16 protein-coding genes and 1 pseudogene are annotated in these 15,764 nt (G+C 73.2%); 9 read left to right on the top strand and 8 right to left on the bottom strand.

Going from position 1 to position 15,764, the window contains the following annotated elements; translation table 11 throughout:
- Window positions 1–99: 99 nt before the first annotated feature.
- The 3 genes and pseudogenes from V4Y04_RS01335 to V4Y04_RS01325 form a co-directional block, all read right to left on the bottom strand.
- Window positions 100–2,385: an MMPL family transporter gene (locus V4Y04_RS01335; RefSeq protein WP_332425186.1), complete on the bottom strand. Its 2,286-nt coding sequence runs from the start codon at window positions 2,383–2,385 to the stop codon at window positions 100–102.
- A gap of 182 nt (window positions 2,386–2,567) precedes the next feature.
- Window positions 2,568–3,761 (bottom strand): PP2C family protein-serine/threonine phosphatase, encoded by a 1,194-nt coding sequence (locus V4Y04_RS01330; protein ID WP_332425184.1) that lies wholly within the window; start codon window positions 3,759–3,761, stop codon window positions 2,568–2,570.
- Between the two features lie 308 nt (window positions 3,762–4,069).
- A pseudogene (locus tag V4Y04_RS01325) lies at window positions 4,070–4,189 on the bottom strand (PAS domain-containing protein); the annotation flags it as partial.
- Here V4Y04_RS01325 and V4Y04_RS01320 point away from each other — a divergent pair.
- From V4Y04_RS01320 to V4Y04_RS01300, 5 genes are all read left to right on the top strand, one after another.
- Window positions 4,145–4,312, top strand: a complete 168-nt coding sequence (locus V4Y04_RS01320) for a hypothetical protein (RefSeq protein WP_332433148.1) — start codon at window positions 4,145–4,147, stop codon at window positions 4,310–4,312. The pseudogene V4Y04_RS01325 and the gene V4Y04_RS01320 sit on opposite strands and share 45 nt — an antisense overlap.
- A gap of 757 nt (window positions 4,313–5,069) precedes the next feature.
- Window positions 5,070–5,681, top strand: a complete 612-nt coding sequence (locus V4Y04_RS01315; RefSeq protein ID WP_443080159.1) for an AMIN-like domain-containing (lipo)protein — start codon at window positions 5,070–5,072, stop codon at window positions 5,679–5,681.
- A gap of 103 nt (window positions 5,682–5,784) precedes the next feature.
- Window positions 5,785–6,051, top strand: a complete 267-nt coding sequence (locus V4Y04_RS01310; protein ID WP_332425180.1) for a hypothetical protein — start codon at window positions 5,785–5,787, stop codon at window positions 6,049–6,051.
- Window positions 6,052–6,189: 138 nt separating this feature from the next.
- Window positions 6,190–7,110: an oxygenase MpaB family protein gene (locus V4Y04_RS01305; RefSeq protein ID WP_332425178.1), complete on the top strand. Its 921-nt coding sequence runs from the start codon at window positions 6,190–6,192 to the stop codon at window positions 7,108–7,110.
- A 77-nt stretch (window positions 7,111–7,187) separates the two neighbouring features.
- A complete protein-coding gene (locus V4Y04_RS01300; RefSeq protein ID WP_332425176.1) occupies window positions 7,188–7,712 on the top strand; it encodes an SRPBCC family protein in 525 nt (174 codons plus the stop codon).
- Between the two features lie 76 nt (window positions 7,713–7,788).
- Here V4Y04_RS01300 and V4Y04_RS01295 read toward each other — a convergent pair whose 3' ends face one another.
- The 5 genes from V4Y04_RS01295 to V4Y04_RS01275 all read right to left on the bottom strand — a co-directional run bounded on the left by V4Y04_RS01295 (window position 7,789) and on the right by V4Y04_RS01275 (window position 10,930).
- Window positions 7,789–8,496 (bottom strand): adenosylcobinamide amidohydrolase, encoded by a 708-nt coding sequence (locus V4Y04_RS01295; RefSeq protein WP_332425174.1) that lies wholly within the window; start codon window positions 8,494–8,496, stop codon window positions 7,789–7,791.
- Window positions 8,493–9,014, bottom strand: coding sequence for an ATP-binding protein (locus tag V4Y04_RS01290; RefSeq protein WP_443079930.1), 522 nt, complete (start codon window positions 9,012–9,014; stop codon window positions 8,493–8,495). Before V4Y04_RS01290 ends, V4Y04_RS01295 begins: the two co-directional genes overlap by 4 nt.
- 77 nt (window positions 9,015–9,091) lie before the next feature.
- The gene (locus tag V4Y04_RS01285; RefSeq protein ID WP_107098775.1) at window positions 9,092–9,241 is read right to left on the bottom strand and encodes a hypothetical protein; all 150 of its coding nucleotides are present in this window, start codon (window positions 9,239–9,241) and stop codon (window positions 9,092–9,094) included.
- Window positions 9,242–9,387: 146 nt separating this feature from the next.
- Window positions 9,388–10,482 (bottom strand): DUF6745 domain-containing protein, encoded by a 1,095-nt coding sequence (locus tag V4Y04_RS01280; RefSeq protein ID WP_332425171.1) that lies wholly within the window; start codon window positions 10,480–10,482, stop codon window positions 9,388–9,390.
- Between the two features lie 121 nt (window positions 10,483–10,603).
- Complete coding sequence (locus V4Y04_RS01275) at window positions 10,604–10,930, bottom strand: hypothetical protein (protein ID WP_332432664.1); 327 nt, start codon at window positions 10,928–10,930, stop codon at window positions 10,604–10,606.
- 221 nt (window positions 10,931–11,151) lie between these two features.
- On the opposite strand from V4Y04_RS01275, the gene V4Y04_RS01270 reads away from it, so the two are divergent.
- The 4 genes from V4Y04_RS01270 to V4Y04_RS01255 all read left to right on the top strand — a co-directional run bounded on the left by V4Y04_RS01270 (window position 11,152) and on the right by V4Y04_RS01255 (window position 15,709).
- Entirely contained in the window at window positions 11,152–12,117 is a 966-nt protein-coding gene (locus V4Y04_RS01270) for an STM4015 family protein (protein ID WP_332425169.1), read from the top strand.
- 10 nt (window positions 12,118–12,127) lie between these two features.
- The gene (locus V4Y04_RS01265; protein ID WP_332432663.1) at window positions 12,128–13,381 is read left to right on the top strand and encodes an STM4014 family protein; all 1,254 of its coding nucleotides are present in this window, start codon (window positions 12,128–12,130) and stop codon (window positions 13,379–13,381) included.
- Between the two features lie 118 nt (window positions 13,382–13,499).
- On the top strand, window positions 13,500–14,321 hold the full coding sequence (locus V4Y04_RS01260) for an STM4013/SEN3800 family hydrolase (protein WP_332432662.1): 822 nt from the start codon (window positions 13,500–13,502) through the stop codon (window positions 14,319–14,321).
- Window positions 14,318–15,709, top strand: a complete 1,392-nt coding sequence (locus V4Y04_RS01255) for an STM4012 family radical SAM protein (protein WP_332425168.1) — start codon at window positions 14,318–14,320, stop codon at window positions 15,707–15,709. Before V4Y04_RS01260 ends, V4Y04_RS01255 begins: the two co-directional genes overlap by 4 nt.
- The last annotated feature ends 55 nt before the right edge of the window (window positions 15,710–15,764 follow it).

The following is a 15,764-nucleotide window of genomic DNA, read 5'->3' as shown; positions in this document are numbered from 1 at the left end:
CCCCGGGGCCTGCCGCCGTCGCATGCCCGGCCCCCGCGGTGTCCGTGCCATGCGGGCGTCAGCGCGCCTCGGGCGTCCGTGGCCACCCGGCTCTACGCGCTACCCGGGAGTCCGGGACGGCGCCGGCGCGGCCTCCCCCTCCGTGTCGATGTGCGGCAGGATCCGGTCCAGCCACCGGGGTGTCCACCAGGCGTGCCGGCCGAGCAGTGTCATGACGGCCGGGACCAGCAGCAGCCGTACGACGGTGGCGTCGATCAGGACGCTGACGGCGAGCCCCAGACCGAGCATCTTGACCACGACGTTGTCGCTGATGATGAACGCGGCGAACACACTCACCATGATCAGCGCGGCGCAGGTGATGACCCGCGCGGTGATCTCCAGGGCATGGGCGACCGAGGCCTTGGCGTCGCCGGTGCGCAGCCAGGCCTCGTGGACGCGGGAGAGCAGGAAGATCTCGTAGTCCATGCTGAGGCCGAAGATGATCGCGAACATCATCATCGGCACATAGCTCTCGATCGGCACCGTGCCGGACACGCCGAGCGCGGGCCCGCCCCAGCCCCACTGGAAGACGGCGACGACGACGCCGTAGGACGCGGTGATGGACAGGACGTTGAGAACGGCGGCCTTGACGGCGACGAGCAGCCCGCGGAACACGGCCAGGATGACCAGGAAGGCCAGCGCGACCACCACGCCGATGATCAGCGGCAGCCGGTCGGTGACGATGTCACGGAAGTCGACCTGAGCCGCCGTCGTACCGGTGACGTATGTGTCGGCGGCCGTGCCCCGCACGGCGTCCGGCAGCGTGTCGTGCACCAGTCGGTTGGTCAGGTCCGTGGTCGTGGCGCTCTGCGGGGAGGCGGCCGAGTACACCGTGCCGACCAGCACGTCGCCGTCCTGCGTGGCCGTCAGCGGCGTGACCGCCGCCGTGTCACCGACACCGTCCAGGGTCTTTTGTGCCTGCGAGGCGAGGTCGGCCCGGTCGGATTCCGGTACCGAGGACTGGTCGATGACGACCGTGAGCGGACCGTTGGAGCCGGGCCCGAAGGCGTCGGTCATCAGGTCGTAGGCCCGGCGGTCGGTGAAGGAGGTGGGGTCGGCGCCGTCACCGATGTGGCCCAGCTGGATAGAGAACACCGGGACCGAGAGAACGGCGATCGCGGCGACGCCCGCGGCCAGGAACCACCAGGGCCGGTGTTGCACCCGCCGCGCGTACCGGTGCCAGACGCCCCGCGGTTCGGCGCCCGGCTCGGCATCGGTCTCGGCCACGGGACGGCGTACCCGGTAGCGGTCGATCCGCCGGCCGGCCGGCCCCAGGAGAGCGGGCACCAGAGTCAGCGCGCCGACGACGGCGGAGACTACCGTGACGGCGGCGGCGAGCCCCAGCTTCGAGATGAAGGAGACACCCGACGCGGACAGGCCGGCGAGCGCGATGACCACCGTGCAGCCGGAGACGACGACGGCCCGCCCGCTGGTGGCGGTGGCGTGACCGGCGGCCGGCACCGGGTCCTGGCCGTCCATGAGGTCCTGCCGGTAGCGGGTGATCAGGAAGAGCGCGTAGTCGATGCCGACGCCGAGGCCGATCATCGTGGCCAGTGTCGGTGAGACCGTCGCGAAGGTGAACGCCGCCGCCAGCAGGCCGAGCAGGGCGAGACCGCCGACGACCGCGATCAGCGCCGTCAGCAGGGGAACGACCGCGGCGATCACGCTGCCGAACCCGATCAGCAGGACGACGATCGCCACGGCGAAGCCGATCAGCTCGCTCACCCGGTCGTTGGGTTCGGGCCTGGCCAGCTCGCCGAGCGGCCCGCCGTACTCGACCTGCGCCCCGGCCGCCCGCAGCGGCTGCACGGCGTCGTCGACCCCGTCGAGGTAGTCGTCGCCGAGGGTGGAGGGCTGGACGTCGAAGCGGACCGTGATGTAGCCCGTCTTCCCGTCGGAGGACAGGGGGCCGACGTCCGGCTGCGAGGAGCCGGATCCCGTGGACGACGAGGACGACGAGGACGACCCGGCGGCGGACAGCGGGTTCTGCGCCGACAGCACATGCGGCAGCTTCTCCAGACCGGCCACCGCGGTGGACATCTGCGAGCCGAACGCGGTGAGCTGCTGCTGCCCGTCGTGCAGCACGATCTGGCTGCTGTACCCGCCGGCCTGCGGATCGTGCCGCTGGAGGACCTCGACGCCCTGCTGGGACTGGGAGTCCGGCAGCGTGAAGTTGTCCGAGTACGTGTCGCCGACGGAGCGGCTCGTCACCTGGAGTGCCACCAGGGCCACCAGCCAGGCCACGACGACGATCACGAAGTGCCGGGCGCACCACTCGCCCAGCCGCCGCAGCACCCCCGCCCTCGGCCCGCCCGCCCCTTCGTTCCCGCCGCGCGTCGAAGGCATGGACGTGATCTCCTCTGCCCCGGTGGTCAACCGAGGCCGAGCCGCTCCCGGCCTCACCTCCATTACATGCGGACCGGATCACCCCGGCATCCGGGAACGGGGAAGGGCCGGAGAGAACGGGCTCAGGGACGGGCGGGCAGGCCGGAGAAGGCGGGGAGCGCGGTGGGGTGGCAGACGGAAGGTCAGGCCCCCGACGCCCGGCGGTACGCCGTGAGCAGCAGCGCCACGTCGTCCGGCCGGTCCTCGGTCCTGCGGGCCGTCCTGACCAACTGGTCGGCGATTTCCTCCACCGAGTCCGTACCGCTGTGCGCGAGGGTGCGGCGAACCGCCTCGATCCCGGTCTCGATATCGTTGCCGGGCTGCTCGACCAGCCCGTCGGTGTACAGCGCGAGGACGCTGCCGGGCGCCAGGGCGAGCGCCAGGGCGAGCGCCGTGACCGGGTAGAGGACGTTCGCCTCGACGCCCAGCATCACGCCGCCGAGGAGAGCCAGGGCCTCGGTACAGCCGTCGGGGTGGCGCAGCAGCGGCGGGGGATGGCCGGCCCGGACCGCGAAAGCGTGGCCGGTGTCCGGATCGAGTTCGATGTAGCAGCAGGTGGCGAAGGCATCCGTCTCCAGATCGGCCAGCAGCCGGTTGGTGTGCGTGACGACTTCCTGCGGTGGGTGCCCGCTGGCGGCGAAGGCGTGCACGGCGCTGCGCAGCTGTCCCATGACGGCCGCGGCTTTGACGCTGTGCCCCTCCACATCCCCGATCACCAGCGCCACCCCGCGCTCGGTCCTGATCACGTCGTACCAGTCACCGCCGATGGCCATGCCCTGGGTCCCCGGCAGATAGCGGCCGGTACTGACCAGTCCCTCGATCGCGGGCAGCCGGTGGGGCAGCAGCCCCTCCTGCAGGCCGCGCGCGACGGCGGACTCCGCGTCGTACAACCGGGCCCGCTCCAGTGCCTGGGCGACCAGTCCGCTCAGCGCGATCAGCGCGGAACGCTCGTCGGGAGTGAACCGGTGGAGGGTCTCCCAGCCGAGGATGCAGGAGCCGACCGGACGGCCGGACGCGACCAGAGGAAGGAACGACCAGGCTCTCATCCGGTCCAGGGAGATCCCCGGATACGCACCGCTCAGCTCCTCCGGCGACTCGAAGAACAGCGGGAACCTCGTGGTCAGGGCGTGCACGCCGGGCAGTTCCGTGTCGAGGGGGACGCCCTCGAACGTGTCGAGGAAGCCCTTCGGGTAGCCGGACTCCCACAGCAGGTACATTCGCTTGTCGCGGACCGTGTACAGAGCCAGCTCGCGGGCCCCGAACGCGGGCAGCAACTGTTCGGAGACCGCGCGGCACACGTCCCTGACGGTGACGGCCTCGGTGAGCACACTGGCCATCTGCACGACGTGGTACAGCCCCCCCCCCCGCGGGGCGCGGCGACCTCCTCCGGCGGCGGCACGACGGTGTCCGCGCCGGGCTGGGCGGACCCCGCAGTGCCGCCGCCGGGGGCCGCTGCGGCTTCGGACTCCGGTCCGGCCGCGACTCCGGCGGGCGGGCCGGTGCGGAAGACACGGAGGGTCAGACCGTGCACACCGGGGTAGAGCACGAGGCCCAGCCAGGCGCCGTTCGGATCCCGTATCGGATAGGACACCGGCTCCTGCGACAGCATCGCCGCGCGGTAGCGGTCCTCGTAGTCCGGATCGTGCAGCCAGGTGATCACCTGCCAGGGGTAGTGGCCGGGCAACGCGTCCCGCTCGCAGCCCAGCAGCTCCGCACAGCGGTGATTGGCATAGGTGACCCGGCCGTCCTGGTCGAGCGAGAGCAGGCCGTCGGGCAGCCGCTCGGCGGCCTCCGCCGCGGTGACCCCGCCCGCCGCGTCGACGAGCGCCCCCACCAGGAGCCGGCCCGCCGAGCCCGCCCGTACGACATGCCCCCACAAACCCGGTGAGGCGCTCCTCCATGCTCCGCCCCGCGTCGTGCAGCACGCGCGCCACCGCGGCCGCGCCCATCGGGTCCCGGGTCGCCGACCGCAGTACGACCAGGACTCCGACGATCTCCCCGTCCACCCTCACCGGCTGGTAGGCGGAGGCGAACGAGTACGGCAGCGCGGCGGTGAGCTGAGGGAAGCGCAGCATCGTCGCCCGCTCGTCCGGCAGCCACAGCCGCCCGCCCGAGCGGTACGCCTCGGCCATCGGCAGCGCGCCGCCCATCGGCACCCGCCACCAGGGCCTCAGCAGCGATCGCGGCATCCCGGCCACCAGGCACAGCACCAGCGAACGCCGGTCGCGCGACCTCAGGTACACCAGGCCGCCGTACCCTCCGAAGGCCTCGACCGCCGCCACCAAGGGCTGTGCGAGTACATCCTCGATCCGCCCCGCGTCCTCGGCCCCGCCCGCGTCCGGGCCGGGGCCGTGCCGGTCTCCCGGCCGTTCTCCGGCCGGTACGGCGGCTGCCTCTTCCATCTCGCGTCCTCCCGGTGCGGACGCACAGGACATCGTTCGCTCCCCACCAGGATGTGCCATGCCCGGCGCTCCGGCGCGACGGCGGACGGTCCCGTGCCCGGCCCGGAGGCGCCCCGGGTATGAACCGGACATGCTGTGGACGTGCTCCGGGCGTGAAACGGGATCTGCCCGGAAGAACGCAACCTTTGGGTGAACCCGCTCGTCCCACCCGATATCAGCTGGATACAACCCTGGGGGCAGAAAATCATGCAAACCAGAACTGTCTACGTGACCCTGGCGCTCGTAGGCGCCGCGCTGAGTACGGCGGTGGCTCCAGCCGTCGCCGCCCCGTCCGCCGCTCCGGCGGCGCCGGCCCCGTCCACGGCATGCCCCACCGGCTGGGGCAGCCTGGCCAAGAGCGATACGGCCGACACCGCCACGACCACACCGGTCCGCGACGTCAGGACCGGCCGCCACGACTGCTACGACCGGATGGTCGTCGATCTGCCGGGCGCGGGCGGCGGCGGCAGCGCCGGAGCGGTGGGGTACACGGTCCGGTACGTCGACCGGCTGTACCAGGACGGCTCCGGCACGCACCTCCCCGTCGCCGGCGACGCCGTCCTCGAAGTACGGGTGGCCGCACCCTCCTATGCCCCCGAGACCGGTGAGCCCACCTATCCCGCCCGCGCCGGACAGCCGCTGCCGGGCGTGAACCCGGCCGGATACCGCACCTTCAGGGACACCCGGTTCGCCGCCAGCTTCGAGGGCGACACCCAGCTCGGGCTCGGGCTGCGCGCCCGGCTGCCGTTCCGGGTGCTCCAGCTCCAGGACCGCCTCGTCATCGACGTCGCCCACAGCTGGACGGGCGCCCGTTGACCTCCCGCACCACCCGGCCGGAGCGGACGCGGGACAGGCCAGAACCCCGGCTCCGTTCCGGTACGGGGCGGCGATTGTCAGTGGTGGATGCCACCCTGCCGGTATGGACGAGCTGGAGTTCATGCGCGGCCGGGTCTACGGGGCGGACCACGACGATCCGGGACCGCGTGACGGGCGGTCGTACGTGGAACTGGCCGGCGGGCCGCTGGACGGTCTGCTGCTGGACATCACCGACCGTTCCGGGACGGAACTGCGGGACGGCGTCGGACTGCCCACCGAGATAGGCCGCTACGGCACGGGCGGCCGCGCCGTGTACGTGCCCCGTGCCGGGGACGTGAGAGTGTTCGACTGGAGGGGAGACGTTCCGTGAGGCGTGCCGCGAGGGTCCGAAGCGAGTGCCGTGATCCGGCGGATCGCGGGTACTGGACGGGGAGCGGACAGGCGTAGGAGCAGGCACGGCGGCGGGGTGCCGGCCGGTCGTCGCGGACGCAAGGAGGCGGTACGAGCCATGGGACTCCTCTCGGACAACGGCCGGTTGTTGCGCGACCGGATCGGCGACGCGATCTTCTCCCGGGTGGCGGGACCGGACGGTCCCGACAACCGTGCCCGTATCCACAGCGCGCCCGGCCCGCGCTGGTTCGGCCCCGAGCGACCCGTCCGGCAGGTGCACGGGGACGCCTCGATGTTCATCGGCGGGCTGTCGGCGCTGCTGCTCCAGTCACTCCATCCGCTGGCCATGGCCGCTGTCGCGGGGCACTCGGGGTTCCGTGGCGATCCCTGGGGGCGCCTCCAGCGGACCAGCACCTTCCTCGCCATGACCACCTACGGCCCGGCCGACAGCGCCCAGCGGGCGGTCGACCGGGTGCGGGCCGTGCACGCGACGGTGCACGGCACCACCCCCGACGGTCAGGAGTACCACGCCGCCGACCCCCGTCTGCTGTGCTGGGTGCACATCGCGGAGGTCGACTGCTTCCTCCGCGCCCACCAGCGCTTCGGCGCCCGGCCACTGGATGCCGCCGGCTGTGACGCGTACGTCGAGGACATGGCGCGCATCGCCATCGCGCTCGGTGTGCCCGACCCGCCGACGAACCGTGCCGAGCTCACCGACCGTCTCGCCGCCTACCGGGGCGAACTGCGCTCCACGCCCGAGGCGCGCAGCGTGGCGCGCTTCCTGCTGCTCCACCCGCCCGTGCCGGTGCTCGCCCGGCCGCCGTACGGTGCCCTCGCCGCCGGCGCGGTGTCGCTGCTGCCCCTCTGGGCCTCGCGCGCGCTGCGGCTGCCCAGGGTGCCGCCCGCCGAGGGCGTGGTGGTCCTCCCGCTCGGCATCGCCGTCACCGCCGGCATCCGCTGGGCCCTGGCGCCGGGCGAGCCCGCACGACGCGGACAGCGCCCGCGCCCGCCCGTACCCGGGTGGGAAGCCAAGGGCTGACAGGTGTCGGCCCGTCCGCGGACGGGCACCCGGTGCCGGCTGGTGCGCTCGTACGGTTCCGGACACGGGAGGTCGTAGTGGCGGTTCGGCAGCATCTGATCAGAACGAGCCCGCAGACGGTCTGGGACGTCCTCGCGGACGGCAGCCGTTATGCGGACTGGGTGGTGGGGACCTCGTCGTCGAAGCCGGTGCGCGGGCAGTGGCCCCGGCTCGGAGCGGCGATCCGGTACGAGGTGCGGCTGGGGCCCGTTCGCCTGTCCGACGAGACGGTCGTCCGGCGCTGCGAGTGGGGGAAGACACTGGAACTCGAGGCCTGGGCGGGCGCTTTCGGCACGGCGCGGATCGCCATCGAGCTGCGGCCCTGGGGGGAGGAATGCCTGGTGATCGTGGACGAACACCCCCTGCGGGGCGTCGGCGGCCGGCTGCACAATCTGGTAGTGGAGGCACTGCTCCAGGTCCGCCACCGTGCCATGCTCGCCAGGCTGACGGAGCTCTGCGAGACCGAGGCCGCCGAGTGGGAACGCCGCCGCCCGCTCGGCCAGGTCGTCGCGCCGGAACCCGGCCACAACGGCACCCGCACCCGACTCGGAGACGCGCCTTGACGTTCCGGCGTCCGGAGTCCTGCCGCCCGGCCGGCCGGGCGATAGGACACGGCCCGGGTCGCCGGGGCGCCACCGCTCAGAGCGAGGACGGTGACGGTGAGGGGGTCGCGTCGTGCACCGCGCGGTGGACGACGCGTGCCAGCCGTGCTCCCCAGGGGGAGCGTGGCCCGGCGAAGGCGTGCGGCGTCTCGCCGGAGGAGGGGGCGCGGGCAGCGACGCACACCGCGTCGGTGGGGGTGCCGGAACAGTCGTGACCGGCCTCCAGCAGGGCCTGCGTCTTCGCCTCCGTCGCGGTGGCCACCGCGTTGACCAGAGCAGCGTCGGTGAGCGGCACCGGCAGCGCCACCACGATGTTGATCGTGCCAGGCACCCGCGCACCGCCTCCCGAGGCCGCCTCCTGGGCCTCGGGGACCGCCGCCCAGCCGCGTACGTCGATGCCCGAGGTGACGATCGCCTCCGCGCCGTTGTCGTGCGCGTGGGCATACGCCGAGACGTCGGCGGCCGTCATCAGACCGACCCCCGGGCCGCGCGCGCCCGCGTCCGCGGCGAGTTCGGCGAGGTGCCGGTCCGGGTCGGTGCGCCCGTACCCGTGGGAGACCTGGGCGTTGAGGACCCAGCACCGTTCGCCGATGCCGCCGCCCAGTACCGCGCTGCTGATCATCCGCATGCCCGGCCCGGGAGTCCACAGCAGGGCGTGCAGGCGTCCACCGTCCTCGATGCGGGTCAGACGGCGCGGGCGCAGCAGCCCGGCGGAGGCGCGGGGCGGGGGGAGGACGGCGGTCACCGGACAGGACTCCTCGGAGATCGGGATCGACCGATCGTATTCCGGCGCGGCCGCCCCGCGGACAGTGGCCCGGTCAGTGCTCCGCTCTTGCCCCCGGCGCCTTCTCGGCCCGCGGCCCGCGGCCCGCGGAAGCAGGCGGTGACCGACTTGCCGTGGGGACAGGGGCGGCTCTCCCACTCGTCGGCCAGTGCGTCCACGAGGAGCATACCGCGTCCGCCGGTCCCCTCGGTCCCCGGGCTGCGGCGGGCCGGCAGCTCGGCCGACGTGTCGTGGACGGAGATGTGCAGACAGTTGTCGTCGCGGGACAGGGTCAACTGGGCGTTGCTGTGGGCGTGCTTGTGCGCGTTGGTGACCAGCTCCGACACGGTCAGCAGTACGGCGTCCGCCGTCTCGGGCGCCGTGGTGGTCCATCCCAGGGCGTCGAGGTGCTCCCGGGCCCAGTCCCGGGCGGCCTTCACCCCTCCACCCATCGGCAGGGAACGCGCCCAGCCCACAGCGCGGACCGACGGCTCATCCATGAGGCTCCTTCCTGGTCACAACTGTGCGGCCCGGGGCTTCACGGACCCCGGACCGCTTCGGCGGGCGGCGGAAACGGTCAGCGGCGGCCACCGCGGAGCCTGCCCAGCATCCGCTGGGCCTGCGCCCGGCGCCGGGGGTCGGCCGCGGCACGTCGCACCTGTTCCGTCGCGCGCCGTCCCTGAGGGCTGCCGGCGAACCGCTTGATGCGCTCCACGATTCCGGCCATGAGGGGCTCCTTTCCACGGGACCGCGTGCCGGTGGCCCGGTCGGCCCGGTGCTCACTCGTCGGTCACCGCATATCGTCCTTGCCGGTACGTCCTCCGCTTACCCCCTGCGGGCGAACTCAGCCCTGCGACCGGCGGGACGGCCGCCTCACGTCTGCCGCAACGGCTCGTACACCCCGGGCTCCAGCCCGAACGTCCAGGCCACCCCCTCCCGGGCGGTCCGCGTCGTCGGCGGCACCCGCAGCCAGTACGTGCGGTGGGTGCCGTCGGGCTCTGGCGTGGAGTTGACGACCTCCACCATCACGACCGCCTCGTCGCCGTCGAGTTCGACCCGCCAGAGGATGCCCGTCTCGTCCCGGTGCACGGGCTGCGCCCCGGAATCGGCCAGGTAGCGGTCGTAGCCGTAGTACTCCAGCATCACCCGGCGCAGCTCGGCGTTCTCCTCGGCGCGGATCCGTTCCGGCGTGAGAGTGCGCAGTTCCTCCAGGAAGGCGCGCTCCACCGGCATGCCGCGCCAGGCGCACAGGGCGAACCCGTCGGGGAACTCCAGCGCCGGGCCGTCCCCGTGGTCCAGCCGGCCCGCCTCGTCACGGTGCAGGGCGACCGGGCGCTCGCACACCACCGCCACCTTCTCGAAGGGCCACCACCAGCCGGCGCTGCGGCACACCTGGGCCGGCCCGTCGAGCGGGGACGGCCCGTCGGCCTCCAGCGCGGCCAGCCACGGCGCGTCGTGCTGCCCGAGCAACGCGTCCAGCAGGATCAGCTGTATGCCGGTACGGGCGGCCGCGTCGTCGTCGGCGGCGAGCTCGTCGAGCACACCGGCGCGGATCCGGTCCACCAGCGCCTGCGTGGAGCCCCAGAGCGCGCCGCCGGTCGCCGACCAGTGCCGCGCCCAGCCCGCCGCACCCAACCGATCGTGCAGACGCGCGCGTTCGGCAGCCCAGGGTGCCGTGCGCACCGCCTCGCGCACGCTCGCCCCGAAGTCCGTGCCCTGCCGCACCAGCGTCACGCCCTCGCGCGGTGAGCCGGCCCACACCACCCGCTCCGGCTCCGGCAGCCCGGCCCGCCGGTACGCCAGCCGGATGCCCTCCTCGGCCGCGTCCCGGTCGGCGGGCTGCGCGCTCGCGGCCCACGCACGCCAGCGCCCCGGGTCCGGTGCGCCGTCCCCGCCCGCCCCCGACACGAGCGCGCCGGTACCGGCCGCCGTCCCGTTCGCCCGCTCCGTCGCCGTCGCCGTCGTCATTGCCAACGTCCCCTGTCCGCGCCGCTCGTTCGGTCCGTGCTCTTCGTGCTGCTCGTGCTCTGGGTGCACTTCGTGTTCCTTACGCACTGGTGCCCGTCGTGGTGCTTTTCGCCCGCTCTGCTCAGTCGGCGACGATCCGTACGGAACCGGGGATGTACTCGCGCTGCCGGATCACGCGGTACCACCCCTTGGGCAGCGGGATCGTCGCGTGCTCCTCGTGCACCACCCGGCCGCCCTCGGGCAGATGCAGCAGTAGCGGACCGAAGGGGCCCGGCTCGCTCACCAGTTCGCCCTTTCCGACGACCGCGTGCGCGTGCCCGGTGACCTCTCCCAGGGCCAGCACCAGCCGGCCCCGGACGTCCCGAGGTTCCTTGGGCGCGTCCGGGACGTGCGCGGGCACCGCCTCCTGCGCGACGGGCACGATCAGCACGTCTCCCTGCCGGTACATGGATCTCCCCTCCACTCCGGCGCACGGTGCTCCGGAGTCCATGCGAGGACCGTACGAGCCGCCACTGACAACAGCCCCCGGCCGGGCCCGCCATCGGGGGGTGTCAGTGGCTGTTGGTAGAACTGCTGCACGCACCGTCGGACGGCTCGCATCCCGGGCTCCGAGGTGGTGCCGGACCTCCATGTCCTCCGCTCGATCACCCCATGTCAGGAGCCGCCCGCATGTCCTACGTCGACCACATCGAGGAGCTGTACGGCCTGCGCGCCTTCCACTCCCCCGGACCGTCCGACACGGCAGCGGATCTGCCCCGGCCCGACACCGTGGCCTGGCGGATCGCCGCCAGCGACGCGTACGACGCCGACGAGACGTGGGAGGAGGCCTTCGCCCGGTTCTGCGCCACGGTCGACACGACAAGGGTGCGGGCCCTGATCATCGGCCCCTGGGAAGGCGCGTACGACTCGGCCCCGTCCAAGGTCATGGAGGCGCTGCTGGCAGCGCGCGACCGCCTGCCCGCGCTGCGGGCGCTGTTCCTCGGGGACATCATGTCCGAGGAGTGCGAGATCTCCTGGATCACCCATACCGACGTCTCCCCCCTGCTGGCCGGCTTCCCCGCCCTGGAGGAGTTCGGGGTGCGGGGCAGTAACGGGCTGAAGTTCCCCGCCCTGCGTCATGACGCGCTGCGCTCGCTGGCCATGGAGTCCGGCGGGCTCCCGGTGGACGTCGTCCGGGGCGTCGGGGCCAGCGAACTGCCCGCGCTGGAGCACCTCGACCTGTGGCTCGGCACCTCGTGGTACGGCGCCGACAGTGAAGCCGCAGACCTGGAACCGATCCTGTCCGGTGACCGCTTCCCGCGCCTGCGTCACCTCGCCCTGCGCAACAGCGAGATCCAGGACGAGGTCGCCGCCGCCGTGGCCTCTGCCCCGGTGGTCGCCCGCCTCGACGTGCTCGACCTGTCCATGGGAACCCTCAGCGACGAGGGCGCCGTCGCTCTCCTCGGCGGTCAGCCGCTGACCCACCTGAAGAAGCTCGACCTGCACCACAACTACCTCAGCGAACCCATCCGGCAGCGCCTGACCGAGACCCTCGTCGCCGCGGGCGTCGAGATCGACCTGAACCCGGACGGCGCCGAGGAGGACGAGGACGAGGAGGACGGCACCGTCAACCGCTACGTGTCCGTCGGGGAGTGACGACCGCGTGATGCAGGTCCAGCCGCCAGTCCCGGTGCCCGACCGGACCGGACCGACCGCCCCGACGGCCGGCCCGCCCGTGTGCTTCGCCGTCGTGGGCAACCCCGAGAACCGCAGGGTCGCCCTCTTCGCCGATGGCGTACGCGCGGCCGGGCTGCCCGCACCGCGCATCGTGCCCTGGGCCGAGGTCCTGCGTGCGGGTGGAGCCGACTTCGCGCCCGGCGAGATCGTCCGGCTCGACTCGCCCGGCGAGAACCCGGAGGTCGACCGGCTGCTGCGGGACACCGGGGACCCCACGAGGGTCGAGGGCTCGGCACGCTGGTACGCGCGGTTCACCCGGACGGTCCGGGAACTGCGGGGCGGTGTCCGGCTCGACGACGCCGACGACCTGGCCGTCCTGTTCGACAAGAGGCGCTGCCACGCGACCCTCGCGGCTGCGGACGTCCCCGTGCCCCGATCGCCCACTTCGGGTGCCGAAGCGATTCCTGTCCGGGGCTGGGGCGACGTCCGCGCGGTCATGCGCGAGCACCGGATGCCGAGGCTCTTCGTCAAGCTCGCACACGGCTCCTCGGCCTCCGGTGTACTGGCCGTCGAGTCGTCGGCCGCCGGCCGTATCCGGGCCACCACCTCCGTCGAACTGGCTCCGGACGGAGCCCTGTTCAACTCCCTCAAGTTGCGCCGTTACGAACGGGAGCGGGACATCGCCGCGATCGTCGACACGCTGGCACCCGACGGCCTGCACCTCGAACGCTGGCTTCCCAAGGCCTCGCTGGGGGGCCGTGCCGCCGATCTGCGGATCGTGGTGGTGGACGGCCGAGCGACCCACGCCGTGGTGCGCACCAGCACCTCGCCGCTGACCAACCTCCACCTCGGCGGAAGCCGCGGCGACCTGGACGCGGTCCGGGACGCCGTACAGGCGGGGGGCGGCAGGTGGTCCGACGTCCTCGCCGTGTGCGAACGGGCGGCGGCCTGCTTCCCGCGCACCCTCTGCGTGGGCGTCGACCTGCTCCCGGCCGTCGGATGGCGCCGGTTCGCGGTAGGCGAGGTCAACGCCTTCGGTGACCTGCTGCCCCGCCTCACGGGCCTCCCCGGCAGCGGAGCGGAGGGCCTCGACACCTACGCGGCCCAGATCACCGCCGTCCTGCACCGCACCGGCACCGGCACCGAAGGCGGCCCACAGCAGCCGAGCCACCGGCACCCGCACCACCCCCAGCAGCACGCGCACGACCCGCACAGGACAGGAACCACCCATGCCAGCGCCTGACCCGACACCCCCCGCGCTCGTATCGCCCGACCCGCAGGCCGCCGGCCCCGGCACACCCACCGCGTCCCCGGCACCCCGGCAACCGGACCGGTACGGGCCCGACACGAGCAAGCCCGACATGAACGAGATCGTCGGCAGCCACGACATCCTGCTCGTCACGCTCGACACCCTCCGCCACGACGTCGCCGCCGAACTCACAGCCGCCGGCCGCACCCCGAACCTGGCCCGCCTGCTGCCCGGCGGCCACTGGGAGGAGCGGCACGCCCCGGGCAGCTTCACCTACGCCTCGCACCAGGCGATCTTCGCCGGCTTCCTGCCGACGCCCGCCACCCCCGGCCCGCACCCCCGCCTGTTCGCGGCCCGTTTCGCCGGCAGCGAGACCACGGCCGACGGCACCTTCGTGTACGACACCCCGGACCTGGTGTCGGGCCTGGCGAAGGAGGGCTACCGCACGGTGTGCATCGGCGGAGTCGGCTTCTTCAACCGGCAGGGCCCTTTGGGCTCGGTACTTCCCGGCATGTTCCAGGAGTCCCACTGGGAACCGGAGTTCGGGGTCGCCTCGCCCACCTCCTTTGAGGCCCAGGTGACCCGCGCGGAGGACGTCGTACGGGAACTGCCCGAGGAACAGCGCCTGTTCCTCTTCGTCAACGTGGCCGCCCTGCACCAGCCCAACTGGTTCCACCTGCCCGGCGCCACCCCGGCCGACGGCGACAGCCGCACGACGCACGCCGCCGCCCTGGAGTACGTCGACCGGCACATCGGCCGCCTCTTCGCCGCCGCGAGCAGCAGGCGCCGCTGCTTCGCCGTCGTCTGCTCCGACCACGGCACCGCGTACGGCGACGACGGCTACACCGGCCACCGCATCGGTCACCCGTCCGTGTGGACCGTGCCCTACGCCCACTTCCTCCTGGACCACACCCCCGCCGAGGCCGCCCGATGACCATCGTCACCAGCACCAGCACCAGCACCAGCACCAGCACCAGCACCGCCGGAACGCACCCGGCGAGCCCTTACCAGAGCTACGTCTACGCCTACCCGCACAAGACCGCCTACCGGCAGCTCCCCGACCGCCCGCTCCTGCGCGACCTGTGGGCCGCCGAACCCAAGGACGCCCTCTCCCTCTATCTCCACATCCCGTTCTGCGAGGTCCGCTGCGGCTTCTGCAACCTCTTCACCCGCATCGGCGCCCCGGACGGCCTCACCGGCGCCTACCTGGACGCCCTGGACCGGCAGGCGGGCGCCGTGCGGGAGGCCCTGGGAGAGCAGGACGGCGTACGGTTCGCCACGGCGGCCTTCGGCGGCGGCACCCCGACCTTCCTCACCGCCGCCGAACTCGAGCGGCTGTGCGACATCGCCGAACACCGCATGGGCGCCGACCTGCGCGCCGTCCCCCTGTCCGTGGAGGCCTCGCCCGCCACGGTCACCGCCGACCGGCTGGAGGTCCTCGCCGCGCGCGGCACCACCCGCCTCAGCCTCGGCGTCCAGAGCTTCGACGACACCGAGGCCCGCGCCGCCGTCCGGCCGCAGCGCCGCGCCGACGTCGAGGCGGCCCTCGGCCGCGTCCGCGACGCCCGGATCCCCGTCCTCAACATCGACCTGATCTACGGCATCGACGGCCAGACCGAGCGGTCCTGGCTGCGCTCCCTGGACGCGGCCCTGGCCTGGCACCCCGAGGAGCTCTACCTCTACCCGCTCTACATACGCCCCCTGACCGGCCTCGGCCGCCGTGGACCGGACACCGACCCGGCCTGGGACGAGCAGCGGCTGCGCCTGTACCGGCTGGGCCGCGACCACCTCCTCGCCCGCGGCTACACCCAGCGGTCCATGCGCATGTTCCGCCGGGCCGACGCCCCGCCGCAGGGCGCCGACGACTACGCCTGTCAGACCGACGGCATGATCGGCCTCGGCTGTGGCGCCCGCTCGTACACCGCCGGCCTGCACTACTCCTTCGACTACGCCGTCGGCATGCACGAGATCCGCGGCATCATCGACGACTACGTCTCCCGCCCGTCCGCCGACTTCGCCCACGCCGAGTACGGCCGCCGCATCGACACCGGAGAGGCCCGCCGCCGTCACCTCATCCAGTCACTGCTCCAGGCGGACGGACTCGACACCGCCGACTACCGGGCCCGGTTCGGCAGCACGCCCCAGGACGACTTCGGCACCGAACTGTCCCGGTTCACCGGGCGCGGCCTGCTGGCAGACGACGGCCCGCACACCCCGCTGCTGCGGCTGACCCGGGAAGGGCTCGCCCACTCCGACGCCATCGGTCCGGAGCTGTTCTCCCCGGCCGTCCGGGCCGCCATGGCCGCCTACGAGCGGAAGTGAGACCCGCCCCGTGAACCGCCCCATGCCCGGCCCCATGCCCGGCCTCATGCCCGGC

It is taken from the genome of Streptomyces sp. P9-A2, assembly GCF_036634175.1.
Lineage (GTDB): Bacteria > Actinomycetota > Actinomycetes > Streptomycetales > Streptomycetaceae > Streptomyces > Streptomyces pratens.
The sequence above is the reverse complement of the archived record's forward strand: the minus strand, read 5'-3'. Positions and strand labels throughout refer to the sequence as shown.

Excerpts from the sequence above, each read along its gene's own strand:
- V4Y04_RS01335 (WP_332425186.1), bottom strand. The coding sequence starts at position 2,385 with ATGCCTTCGACGCGCGGCGGGAACGAAGGGGCGGGCGGGCCGAGGGCG.
- V4Y04_RS01330 (WP_332425184.1), bottom strand. The coding sequence starts at position 3,761 with ATGGCCAGTGTGCTCACCGAGGCCGTCACCGTCAGGGACGTGTGCCGC.
- V4Y04_RS01310 (WP_332425180.1), top strand. The coding sequence starts at position 5,785 with ATGGACGAGCTGGAGTTCATGCGCGGCCGGGTCTACGGGGCGGACCAC.
- V4Y04_RS01305 (WP_332425178.1), top strand. The coding sequence starts at position 6,190 with ATGGGACTCCTCTCGGACAACGGCCGGTTGTTGCGCGACCGGATCGGC.
- V4Y04_RS01290 (WP_443079930.1), bottom strand. The coding sequence starts at position 9,014 with ATGGATGAGCCGTCGGTCCGCGCTGTGGGCTGGGCGCGTTCCCTGCCG.
- V4Y04_RS01285 (WP_107098775.1), bottom strand. The coding sequence starts at position 9,241 with ATGGCCGGAATCGTGGAGCGCATCAAGCGGTTCGCCGGCAGCCCTCAG.
- V4Y04_RS01280 (WP_332425171.1), bottom strand. The coding sequence starts at position 10,482 with ATGACGACGGCGACGGCGACGGAGCGGGCGAACGGGACGGCGGCCGGT.
- V4Y04_RS01275 (WP_332432664.1), bottom strand. The coding sequence starts at position 10,930 with ATGTACCGGCAGGGAGACGTGCTGATCGTGCCCGTCGCGCAGGAGGCG.
- V4Y04_RS01270 (WP_332425169.1), top strand. The coding sequence starts at position 11,152 with ATGTCCTACGTCGACCACATCGAGGAGCTGTACGGCCTGCGCGCCTTC.
- V4Y04_RS01265 (WP_332432663.1), top strand. The coding sequence starts at position 12,128 with ATGCAGGTCCAGCCGCCAGTCCCGGTGCCCGACCGGACCGGACCGACC.
- V4Y04_RS01260 (WP_332432662.1), top strand. The coding sequence starts at position 13,500 with ATGAACGAGATCGTCGGCAGCCACGACATCCTGCTCGTCACGCTCGAC.
- V4Y04_RS01255 (WP_332425168.1), top strand. The coding sequence starts at position 14,318 with ATGACCATCGTCACCAGCACCAGCACCAGCACCAGCACCAGCACCAGC.